The organism is Bradyrhizobium sp. 31Argb (assembly GCF_043638955.1).
Taxonomy (GTDB): Bacteria; Pseudomonadota; Alphaproteobacteria; order Rhizobiales; family Xanthobacteraceae; genus Bradyrhizobium.
The window spans coordinates 16,127-27,223 of the sequence record NZ_JBEGDB010000094.1 but is presented as its reverse complement, the minus strand read 5'-3'; the positions used below and the strand labels follow the sequence as shown (position 1 = coordinate 27,223).

At 62.3% G+C, this 11,097-nt stretch carries 8 protein-coding genes; 3 read left to right on the top strand and 5 right to left on the bottom strand.

Annotation, left to right across the window (positions count from 1 at the left end):
* The first annotated feature begins 341 nt into the window (after nt 1-341).
* A complete protein-coding gene (locus tag AAFX91_RS19455) occupies nt 342-1,532 on the top strand; it encodes an ABC transporter substrate-binding protein (protein ID WP_394567488.1) in 1,191 nt (396 codons plus the stop codon).
* 112 nt (nt 1,533-1,644) lie between these two features.
* On the opposite strand, the gene AAFX91_RS19450 is transcribed toward AAFX91_RS19455, so the two are convergent.
* The 5 genes from AAFX91_RS19450 to AAFX91_RS19430 all read right to left on the bottom strand — a co-directional run bounded on the left by AAFX91_RS19450 (nt 1,645) and on the right by AAFX91_RS19430 (nt 8,839).
* Complete coding sequence (locus tag AAFX91_RS19450) at nt 1,645-2,700, bottom strand: 2-oxoacid:ferredoxin oxidoreductase subunit beta (protein WP_130583922.1); 1,056 nt, start codon at nt 2,698-2,700, stop codon at nt 1,645-1,647.
* A complete protein-coding gene (locus tag AAFX91_RS19445) occupies nt 2,697-4,544 on the bottom strand; it encodes a 2-oxoacid:acceptor oxidoreductase subunit alpha (RefSeq protein ID WP_394567487.1) in 1,848 nt (615 codons plus the stop codon). The genes AAFX91_RS19450 and AAFX91_RS19445 overlap by 4 nt, the downstream gene beginning before the upstream one ends.
* Entirely contained in the window at nt 4,514-6,313 is a 1,800-nt protein-coding gene (locus AAFX91_RS19440) for an FAD-dependent oxidoreductase (protein ID WP_394567486.1), read from the bottom strand. Before AAFX91_RS19440 ends, AAFX91_RS19445 begins: the two co-directional genes overlap by 31 nt.
* A gap of 251 nt (nt 6,314-6,564) precedes the next feature.
* Nucleotides 6,565-7,236, bottom strand: a complete 672-nt coding sequence (locus AAFX91_RS19435) for a hypothetical protein (protein WP_394567485.1) — start codon at nt 7,234-7,236, stop codon at nt 6,565-6,567.
* Nucleotides 7,237-7,282: 46 nt separating this feature from the next.
* Nucleotides 7,283-8,839, bottom strand: coding sequence for a winged helix-turn-helix domain-containing protein (locus AAFX91_RS19430; protein WP_394567484.1), 1,557 nt, complete (start codon nt 8,837-8,839; stop codon nt 7,283-7,285).
* A gap of 163 nt (nt 8,840-9,002) precedes the next feature.
* On the opposite strand from AAFX91_RS19430, the gene AAFX91_RS19425 reads away from it, so the two are divergent.
* The gene (locus tag AAFX91_RS19425) at nt 9,003-9,983 is read left to right on the top strand and encodes a Bug family tripartite tricarboxylate transporter substrate binding protein (RefSeq protein WP_394567482.1); all 981 of its coding nucleotides are present in this window, start codon (nt 9,003-9,005) and stop codon (nt 9,981-9,983) included.
* A 58-nt stretch (nt 9,984-10,041) separates the two neighbouring features.
* The gene (locus AAFX91_RS19420; protein WP_394567481.1) at nt 10,042-11,058 is read left to right on the top strand and encodes a methyltransferase; all 1,017 of its coding nucleotides are present in this window, start codon (nt 10,042-10,044) and stop codon (nt 11,056-11,058) included.
* Nucleotides 11,059-11,097 lie beyond the last annotated feature (39 nt).

Sequence of the window (11,097 nt, the reverse complement as noted above, 5' to 3'; positions counted from 1 at the left end):
CTTACCAGCCGCCAGCCGAGTTCGAAGCAAATTTACCAGGTTGCGGGGCTGCTGCGCAGCAGCCCCGCAACCTGGCCCTAACCCATCAACCCGCCCTGCCGCCTCAAGCGCCGGGCTCCTGTCCCTGATTATCCTGTCTCACTACAGGGGTGCAGTTCAGATGCTGATGTCCCGGGTTACGCGTTCCGCTCCACCCGGGCTACGAATTTACAATCCTCCACTTGCCTGAGATCACGATCACGCGTGCCCAATTGCCGGCACGCGGAATTCTTGCGCGATTGCCTCATCTGGCGCGATTGGTATGGTGCGCGCGGTCAAGAAAACCAAAAAGGATTAGGACCGTGACAACTCGCAAATGTCTGGCGGGCGCTTTCGCCTCCGCCGCGCTCTCGATGCTGATGATGTCAGCTTCGCTCGGCGCCGAAACCACCATCAAGCTAGGAAACACCGCGCCCTACAGCGGGCCGGCATCGGCCTACAGCACCATTGCGCGCGCGGAAGCTGCGTATTTCCAGATGCTGAACGACCAGGGCGGCGTCAACGGCCGCAAGGTCGAATTCGACAGCCTCGACGATGCCTATTCGCCGTCGAAGACGGTGGAGCAGACGCGCAAGCTCGTCGAGCAGGATGAGGTGCTGGCGCTGTTCAGTTCCGTCGGCACCGCGCCCAACATCGCCGTGCAGAAATACCTGAACATCAAGCGCGTGCCGCAGCTCTTCGTCTCGTCGGGCGCGACGCGGTGGAACGAGCCGAAGCAGTTCCCCTGGACCGTCGGCTTCAACCCGACCTATGAGCTCGAAGGCAGGCTCTACGCCAAATACATTCTGCAGACCAAGCCGGACGCCAAGATCGCCGTGATCACGCCGAACGAGGACGCCGGCAAGGATTATCTGAAGGGCTTCAAGGAAGGGCTCGGCGAGCATGCCGGCCAGATCGTGTCGGAGACGACCTATCTGACCAGCGATCCCACCATCGACTCGCAGATGGTGTCGATGCGCGAGTCCGGCGCGGATGTGTTCTTCGCCGAGGCCACGCCGAAATTCGCAGCGCAAGCGCTGCGCAAGGCCGCCGGCATGGGCTGGAAGCCGCTGGTCATCCTGCCGACCGTCTCCAATTCCGTGTCCGCCGTGCTCGAGCCGGCCGGCCTGGAGAATGCGGTCGGTGTCGTCACCGGCCTGTACCTGAAGGATCCGACCGATCCGCGCTGGGCCGACGATCCCGCGCAGAAGGAATTCTCGGCCTGGATGAAGAAGTATCAGCCGAATGCCAGTCCCGGCGACCTCTTCAATGTGCAGGGCTATACGGTTGCCGGCGTGATGGCGGCGGTGCTGAAGAACTGCAAGGACGATTTCAGCCGCGACAACATCATCAAGCAGGCCACCAACCTCAACGGGCTCGAACTGCCGATGCTGCTGCCGGGCATCAAGGTGACCACCGAGCCGACCAACCTCACTCCGATCCGGCAGATTCAGATGGCACGGTTCGACGGCAAGTCATGGGTCCTGTTCGGCGACGTGCTGAGCGACAAGTAAGGGGCGCGCCGCAACTTGTAGGGTGGGCAAAGCGTAGCGTGCCCACCATCCACATTCGGTGCAAGAAAAGGTGGGCACGCTGCGCTTTGCCCACCCTACGGCGCTACGGCGCTCAGCGCAGGCTGGCGTTGATCTTGTCCAGCGCGGCGGAGCCCGGACAGAGCGCCTTGGCGTCGAGCGTATTGAGCGGGGTGTCCACCGTGTTGAGATGGGCGTGCAAGTCCTCCGCTTCCGGATCGACGTACAACAGCCCGGTGACGATCTGGCCTTTGGCGGCGTGCTTCTGCAGGAAGGTCATCGCCCCCAGCCGGTCATGCGGATCGTAATCGGCATCGAGCTTGCGCAGCGCGATCCGCGAGCCGTCGTGCTGCTCGACCACCTGCACGGTGCCGGGCGCATAGTCGACATGGATCGGCTCGCGGCCGACAAGCACGTCGAGCCGGTTCACGGCGTCGTTGTGCTCGCGGACATAGTCGAAACTCTTGGTCGAGCCGGCGTGATTGTTGAAGGCGATGCAAGGGCTGATGACGTCGATGAAGGACGCGCCCTTGTGCTGGATCGCGGCCGCGATCAGCGGCACAAGCTGGCTCTTGTCGCCGGAGAAGCTGCGCGCCACGAAGGTCGCGCCCAATTGCAGCGCGATCGCGACCAGGTCGATCGCGTTGTCGGTATTGACCACGCCCTTCTTCGATTTTGAGCCGCGGTCGGCGGTCGCCGAGAACTGGCCCTTGGTCAGGCCGTAGACGCCGTTGTTCTCGACGATATAGGTCATGTTGACGCCGCGGCGGATCGAATGCGCGAACTGGCCAAAGCCGATCGAGGCGCTATCGCCGTCGCCGGAAACGCCGAGATAGATCAGGTCGCGGTTGGCGAGGTTGGCGCCAGTTAGCACCGACGGCATGCGACCATGCACCGAGTTGAAGCCGTGCGAATTGCCGAGGAAATAGTCAGGCGTCTTCGACGAGCAGCCGATCCCGGAGATCTTCGCCACCCGGTGCGGCTCGATCGAGAGCTCGTAGCAGGCCTCGATGATCGACGCCGTGATCGAGTCGTGGCCGCAGCCGGCGCACAGTGTCGAGATCTTGCCCTCGTAGTCGCGGTGGGTATAGCCGAGCTCGTTCTTCTTGAGGCCGGGATGATGGAATTTCGGCTTTGCAATGTAGGTCATGACACGGCCTTGCGCAGAGGGGTCACCTTGAGATGGTCCTGATGGTCGCCGATCGCATTCGCGATGAAACGCGCAGTGATCGGCGAGCCGTCATAATGCAGGATCGGCACCAGCCGCACCGGGTCGATGCCGTTCTCGTTGACGATCAATTGCCGGAGCTGCGCGTCGCGGTTCTGCTCGACGACGTAAACGAAATCGTGGTCGGCGATGAAGCTCGCGACGCTGGAGTGGAACGGGAAGGCGCGGATGCGCAGCCGGTCCAGATGGTGGCCGCGCGCGTCCAGAATCTCGATCGCCTCGTCCATCGCCGGCGCGGTCGAGCCGAAATAGATCACGCCATATTTGGTCGGCTTGGCCGCGTTGGCCTGCAACGGCCGCGGCACCAGGTCCTGCGCGGTCTCGAACTTGCGCACCAGGCGCTGCATGTTGTCGGCGTAGACCGGGCCTTCCTCCGAATAGCGCGCATAGCGGTCGCGCGAGGTGCCGCGGGTGAAGTACGAACCCTTGGTCGGATGCGCGCCGGGATAGGTGCGGTACGGGATGCCGTCGCCGTCGACGTCGAGATAGCGCCCGAAATCGCGGCCTTCTTCCAGCATCTCCCTGGTCATCACCTTGCCGCGGTCATACTGCCGCGCATCGTCCCAGCGGAGCGGCCGGCACAGCCGATGGTTCATGCCAATATCGAGATCGAGCATCACGAAGATCACGGTCTGCAGCCGCTCGGCGAGATCGAAGGAGGTCGCGGCAAACTCGAAGGCCTCGGCCGGATCTTCCGGAAACAGCAGCACATGCTTGGTGTCGCCATGCGAAGCATAGGCGCAGGCGATGATGTCGCATTGCTGGGTGCGCGTCGGCATGCCGGTCGAAGGACCGGCGCGCTGCACGTTCATGATCACGGCTGGAATCTCGGCGAAGTAGGACAGGCCGATGAATTCCGTCATCAAGGAGATGCCGGGGCCGGAGGTCGTGGTGAAGGCGCGCGCGCCGTTCCAGGAGGCGCCGATCACGATGCCGATCGAAGCGAGCTCGTCCTCGGCCTGCACGATCGCGTATTTCGCCTCGCCGGTTTCCGGATCGTGCCGCAGCTTCTTGCAGTGGTTGGTGAAGGCTTCGGCGAGTGAGGATGACGGCGTGATCGGGTACCACGCGCAGACCGTGGCGCCGCCATAGACCGCGCCGAGCGCGGCGGCACTGTTGCCTTCCAGGAAGATGCGGTCGCCGACCTTGTCGGCCTTCTTGACCCTGAGCCCGATCGGGCATTTCAGGTTCTGCAGCGCCCAGTCGCGGCCTAGATGCAGCGCATGGACGTTGGAGGAGAGCAGCTTCTCCTTGCCTTTGTACTGCTCGCCGATCAGTTGCTCGATCAGCTTCGGATCCATGTCGAGCAGCGCGGACAGCGCGCCGAGATAGATGATGTTCTTGAACAGTTGGCGCTGGCGCGGATCGGTGTAGGTCGAGTTGGTGATCGCGGTCAGCGGGACGCCGATCACGGTGATGTCGGCGCGGAATTTCGACGACGGCATCGGCTTGGTGGAATCGTAGAACAGATAGCCGCCGGGCTCGATCGAGGCGACATCCTTGTCCCAGGTCTGCGGGTTCATCGCCACCATCATGTCGACGCCGCCGCGGGCGCCGAGATGGCCGGCTTCAGTCACCCGCACCTCATACCAGGTCGGCAGGCCCTGGATGTTGGAAGGGAAGATGTTGCGTGGTGAGACCGGCACGCCGTGGCGCAGGATCGCGCGCGCGAACAGTTCGTTGGCGCTCGCCGAACCCGAGCCGTTGACGTTGGCGAAGCGGACGACGAAGTCGTTTACGCTGCTGATCGGGCTTTGGACTGACATGTTGATCCCGCGTGAACCATATCGATGAGGTATTTCTGCATGTCCCAGGCGCCGGTCGGGCAGCGCTCGGCGCACAGCCCGCAATGCAGGCAGACGTCTTCGTCCTTCGCCATGATGCGGCCGGTCTTCAAGCCGTCGGCGACATAGAGCGCCTGGTCGTGATGCGGTGAGGGCGCTTTCAGCCGCTGCCGCAGATCATCCTCCTCGCCGTTCTCGGTGAAGGTGATGCAATCCATCGGGCAGATGTCGACGCAGGCGTCGCATTCGATGCAGAGCGGCGCGGTGAACACTGTCTGCACGTCGCAGTTCAGGCAGCGCTCGGCCTCGCCGAGTGCGAGCTTGAGGTCGTAGCCGAGCTCGACTTCGGCGCGGATGTCCTTCAGCGCGATCACCTTGTCGCGATGCGGCACCTTGAAGCGCTTGTCGGTGGAGATGTCGTTGTCATAGCTCCACTCGTGAATGCCCATCTTCTGCGAAGAGATGTGCACCTCCGGCAGCGGGCGCTCGTTAATGTCCTCGCCGGACAGCATCTTATGGATCGACAGCGCGGCGTCATGGCCATGCGCCACCGCCCAGATGATGTTCTTCGGGCCGAATGCAGCGTCGCCGCCGAAGAACACTTTCGGATTGGTCGACGCGAAGGTCTTCGGATCGACCTTCGGCATGTGCCATTTGTCGAATTCGATGCCGCAATCGGCCTCGATCCAGGGGAAGGCGTTTTCCTGGCCGACCGCGACCAGCACGTCGTCGCAGGCCACGGTCTCGTCCGGCTCGCCCGACGGCACCAAATTGCGCCGGCCCTTGGCATCGTATTCGGCCTTCACCTTCTGGAAGGTGACGCCGGTGAGCTTGCCGTTGTCGTGGGTGAAAGCAATCGGCACCATGTAATTGAGGATCGGGATGTCCTCGTGGAGCGCGTCTTCCTTCTCCCAGGGGGAGGCCTTCATCTCGTCGAAGCCGGAGCGGACGATCACTTTCACGTCCGCCCCGCCGAGCCGGCGCGCGGTGCGGCAGCAATCCATCGCGGTGTTGCCGCCGCCGAGCACGATCACGCGGCGGCCGATTTTCTCGACATGGCCGAACGACACTGAGGACAGCCAGTCAATGCCGATATGGATGTTGGCGGCTGCTTCCTTGCGGCCGGGGATGTCGAGCTCGCGGCCGCGCGGCGCACCGGAGCCGACGAAGATCGCGTCGTAGTTTTCGGACAGCAGTTGCTTCAGGCTGTCGATGCGGTGGCCGCCCTTGAAGTCGATGCCGAGGCCCAGGATGTAGTCGGTTTCCTCGTCGATCACCGAATCCGGCAGGCGGAATTTCGGGATCTGCGTCCGCATCATGCCGCCGGCTTTGGGATCCTGGTCGAACACGGTGCAGTGATAGCCGAGCGGGGCAAGGTCGCGCGCCACCGTGAGCGAAGCGGGGCCGCCGCCGATCAGCGCGATGCGCCTGCCGTTCTTCGGCCCGGGCCGTGGCAAACGGTGCTTGATATCGTCCTTGAAGTCGGCCGCAACGCGCTTCAGGCGGCAGATCGCGACCGGATTCTCCTCGACGCGGCCGCGGCGGCACGCCGGCTCGCATGGACGGTCGCACGTACGCCCCAGAATGCCGGGGAACACGTTGGACTTCCAGTTGATCATGTAGGCGTCGCTGTAACGCCCCTCGGCAATCAAACGGATATATTCGGGAACCGGTGTATGTGCGGGGCAGGCCCATTGGCAGTCGACTACTTTGTGAAAGTAGTCCGGCGCCGAGATATCAGTCGGTTTCATTCCTACCTTATCCGCGCGGAACCCAAAGTCAGATGCGCGGCCTTATCTTTGCCTGCGAACGCTCAACGGACGGGCGTTCTTCTGGTTTTCCAATTGCATCATAGACGTCTCTTATTAGAGCCATTCCAGATCGGGCACACAAGCCAATTCTGCGCGACATCAGGCATTCGCGCGCTGCAGCTACGCGTATGGCGTTGGGCTCAATGAAGATTATGCGGCGGTGCAACAATTCGTGACACCGCCGGCGCGGATCACGCGCGAGGTAGGTCGCTTTTGGCGAGGTCCCACATCAGCCGGTAAATGCCGCTGGAGATCATCAGCGGCTTGTAGGCGGCGTTGTCAGCCACCAGCGCCACGGCGGCCGGGACGGTTTTTACATCGGTGGCGTCGATCAGCACGAACCAGTCGCCGGCGCCCGGGGCGGCATTCGATGCATCTGATGTAAGCGGTTTCGACAGGGCAGGGTCGTTTTCGATCAAGTGGATGGAGATGATCCCATCGAGCTTGGCGGGGTCGAGCCGGTCCCGTAGCGCTTCGCGCAGCCTCTCTTTGCCATCGCCCGGCGGACGAAGCCGGATGATGCCGAGTGCTGCGCCGCGGCCGGTGCCACGGCTGATGGTGATGCGCGCGACGCCGCGGATCATGTTCTTGAAGCGCGCGATGTTGGCCCTGGACCATTCGGTCTGGTTGGCGAGTGCGGTGCGGTAGGCCGGGCTGTCCAGCACCTCGAAGGTCTCAGTCGAGTAGAGGCTCAGATATTTCGGTTTTCCCTCATGTGCGACGTAGCGACGCGCCTCCAGGAAGCCATCGATGGCGACGCGCTCTTCCAGATGCTCGCGGTCGTACCAACGATTGAAATCGGCCTCGTCGGCGGGATCGATATCCATCGACGTCAGCAGCATGCCTTTTCCGGCCAAGGGCATTAGTGTTCTCCAGAAGTTTCCAACTGCGGAATTATCGTCCGCCAGTTCAGCCGTTCGGTAGCCCTGCTTTACGCATACCTTCGGCGATCCGTGCGCGCTGCGCGAGGCAAGTCGAGTTGTCTGTCGGCGCACAGGCGTGGAAGTGGGAGATAGTGAAATTGGGATCGATGGCCAGTCCCGCCTGTACCGAAGCCCGCGCTTCCTCGATCCGCCCGAGATGAGCCAACGCCGCGGCGAGATAGACGTGAACGAATGCGGCGACATTCCGATTGGTCTCGATGGACCGCTTGAACCAGTAGGCGGCAGCTTCATCGGCCGCAAGATATGACTGCGCGACACCCGCATTGGTCGTCCAGGTGAACGCTCTATTGTCACGGGGAGAAAGCCGAAATGCCTGCATGATGTAGGCTTCAGTTTCCTCGGCCCGACCGAGATAACATTTGCCAAGCCCGATCCAGCCGTAAGCGGTGGCCAGATTTCGATCCAGCGCCAACGCGCGCTCACATTCGGCGATGCCCTGAGCGGCACGTTTGGTAAAAATCTGGACGACGCCAAGGAGGCAATGCGCCATGGCGTGGTTGGGCACGTGCGCAAGGACCTCGGTCAAGGACTTTTCGGCCGCCTGGAGGCGAGCGGCCCGGTCGCCGGTCTGCATGGACGTTCCCCGCATGGCATCGACGAATGCCGTGCCGACCATCGCCTCGACGTTGCCGGCATCCAGGCCGAGGGCCTGTTCGAAAAATTGGCGCGCTTGCGACAGGTTTGCGGGGTCCGAGCCTCGGTGCACACTCGCCATGCCCTGGAAATACAGGTCCATCGAATCCGGATGCGGCGCCCGCGCCGCTCGCCGCGCCTCGGCCGTGACCAGCTCTGTTCCCAACTGATTGGCAAGACGCGCGCCAATCTCATCCTGCATGTCGAAAAGATCGGCGATCGGCTTGTCGAACCGTTCCGCCCATAGATGATTGCCGCTTTCGGCATCAATGAGCTGGACGTTGATACGCATGCGGCTTCCACTACGCTGCACGGAACCCTCGAGGACATAGCGAACGCCTAGTTCTCGACCGATCTGCTTTAGATCGACATGTTTTCCCTTGTAGGTGAAAGCGGTGTTGCGGCCGATCACGAAGATCCCGACCATGCGTGACAAATCCGTGGTCAGGCTCTCGGTCACGCCGTCGACGAAATATTCCTGCTCGGGATCCGAGCTGAGATTGGTGAACGGCAGGACGACCAGCGAAGGCTTATCGGGAATGGCAAAGCCGCCTGCCGCCGTTGCGCCCGCCGGTCCAGCCGTTTCGTGCACCGTGCCGATGAAACGGACACCCTTGCGCGGAAAGGTCCTGATGAGGCGCTGTTCGTCTCCGGAATCGCCAATCGCCTTGCGCGCAGCATTCAGGCGTGTGGTTAGGGCCACATCCGAAACGACGCGGCCTTGCCAAATGGCACTTATGAGATCGTCCTTGCTGACAACGCGGTCCCGGTTGCCGATCAGATAGCCGAGCAAGTCGAATACCTTCGGCGCAACAGCGATGACATCCGTGCCGCGACGCAGCTCGCGCCGGGCGGTATCAAATGAAAAATCTTCAAAAAAATAGCGCAAGCGACTTGTCCGCACGGCCAATGGTGGAAGTGTCCAAGCCTGCTCGCAAGAGTAAGCCGACGATAAGGAAAAAGTAAGCCGGTGGCCAAGTCTATCCATCCTGGCCGTGGTACATCCAAAGGTAGAATTCGTCCCCGTGGGACTACGTCGGGGGAGACAGTTGATGATCACACGTCGTGACTTGTTGACCGTGTCGGCGGCCGGTGTCGCGTTCTCCGCCGCGGGTCCCGTGCAGCGGGCCATCGCACAACCACTCGCAAGAACCGTCCATATACTGACGGGCTTCACGCCGGGGTTGCAGGACGCCCTGGCAAGGCTCGTTGCCGGCCAGATGAAGGATTATGCGGAAACGATCGTGGTCGAGACCCGGCCTGGCGTGGCCGGTCGTGTCGCGGTCGAGGCGGTGAAGACTGCTGACGCTGACGGAACGGTTATGCTGCTCGCGCCGCTTGGATTCATGATGCTCTTTCCGCACGTCTACAAGACGCTCACATACGAGCCGCGGGATTTCACCCCGGTGTCGACCGTCGCCTCGACCCCGACCTTGCTGACGGTAGGTCCGAAGGTGCCGGGTGACGTGAGGACCCTTGCAGATTTCGTCGCCTGGTGCCGCGCCAACCCAAAGCAGGCCACCTACGGCACGGCGGGTGCCGGCACCGCGCTGCATTTCCTTGGTGCGATGCTGGGCCGCACCGCGGGCTTTGATTTTCTTCACGTGCCCTATCAAGGCAATGGCGCGATCCAGGATTTGGTCAAAGGAGAGATCGCATCGGCCATCATGCCGGTCGGCAGCTCGCTGGGCCTTGTCCGATCCGGAGAGCTTCGGGCGCTGGTGACCACCGGGCCGCGCCGCAGCCCATTTCTTCCCGATGTGCCGACGGTGGCGGAAGCCGGTTATCCCTCGCTTGAGGACCTCACCTGGTACGGGTTTTTCGTTCCCGCGAAGACGCCGGCGAATATCGTCGAGCGCCTCAATAGTTCCATCCAGGCCGCCCTTCGCATCGACGAGGTAAGGTCCGGCATGGCAAAATTGGCAGTCGAGCCCGACGCGATCGCGATGGGCGACTTCGCCCGGCTGATCACATCCGAATCCGAACGTTGGAAAGCGATCGTGCAAGCAACGGGATTCACTCCGACCAATTGAAGATTCCGATGGCGGACCGGCTGCAGTCCCCAGGCCTCTCATCTTGTTGGAGGAACACATGAGCGGATCAGAATCGATATTCGATCTCGTGCAGTCCCACCGTATCACGGCGGTGATCTATGCCGCCGCCAAGCTCGATCTCGCGGAGGCGATCGGAGATGATGCAAGATCGGCGGCCGAGCTCGCCCGGTTGGTGTCCGCCGACGAAAGCGCGCTGCGCAGGCTGCTCGTTGGCCTGACAACGATTGGAGTCTGCAACCGAGCCGGCGGAGACAGGTTTACGATCACCGACCTCGGCCGACAGCTTGATCGGAATGCCAATCCATCTTTCAAGGACTGGGTTCTCTTCGAAGGCGAAGTTCTCGCGCGATCCTGGGCCGGCCTTGTCGATTCCGTTCGCTCCGGGAAGACCGCGACCGAGATGCGGGGAGAGGGACATAATCGCTATGCCGTGATGGGCAGCTCGCCGGAACTTGTGGCCCGTTTCAATGCTGCGATGGTCAGTCTGACGCGAAGCCTGGTTCCAAAAATCGTGCAGGCATACGATTTCTCGACCGCGCGTGTCGTCATGGATATCGGCGGCGGCTCCGGCGAGCTGATCGCCGGCGTGCTGCTGCACAACCCGAATCTTAAGGGAATAGCGTTCGATCTCGCACGCTGCGAGAAAGAGGCACAAGAGCATCTTAATCGGGTTGGCATCGCCGACCGCTGCCGGTTCGTCGCTGGCGATTTCTTCGAGGCGGTCCCGCGCGGCGCCGATACGATCCTGATGAAGAGCATCCTCCATAATTGGAAGGACGATCGGAGCGAGATCATACTGCGCAAGTGCCGGGATGCGCTTCCAGTGGGCGGCAAGCTGATCATCATCGAACGGATCATGCCAGAGCGTCCGACGACATCAGCTCAAGACCGCGAGCACGCCATGAGCGACCTTAACATGCTGCGGGAACCGGGTGGCATGGAGCGCACCGAAGCCCAGTACCGCACCCTTGCCGAGGTGGCCGGCTTCACCTTTGCAGGGCTCTCCAGCGCCGGCTCGTTCAGCCTGATTCAGTTCGACAAGATCACGAACTGAGGTCGGTGCGGAAACTCCGAGTCTGGGTCAGCCGAGCCT

Excerpts from the sequence above, each read along its gene's own strand:
- AAFX91_RS19450 (WP_130583922.1), bottom strand. The coding sequence starts at position 2,700 with ATGACCTACATTGCAAAGCCGAAATTCCATCATCCCGGCCTCAAGAAG.
- AAFX91_RS19445 (WP_394567487.1), bottom strand. The coding sequence starts at position 4,544 with ATGTCAGTCCAAAGCCCGATCAGCAGCGTAAACGACTTCGTCGTCCGC.
- AAFX91_RS19440 (WP_394567486.1), bottom strand. The coding sequence starts at position 6,313 with ATGAAACCGACTGATATCTCGGCGCCGGACTACTTTCACAAAGTAGTC.
- AAFX91_RS19435 (WP_394567485.1), bottom strand. The coding sequence starts at position 7,236 with ATGCCCTTGGCCGGAAAAGGCATGCTGCTGACGTCGATGGATATCGAT.
- AAFX91_RS19425 (WP_394567482.1), top strand. The coding sequence starts at position 9,003 with ATGATCACACGTCGTGACTTGTTGACCGTGTCGGCGGCCGGTGTCGCG.
- AAFX91_RS19420 (WP_394567481.1), top strand. The coding sequence starts at position 10,042 with ATGAGCGGATCAGAATCGATATTCGATCTCGTGCAGTCCCACCGTATC.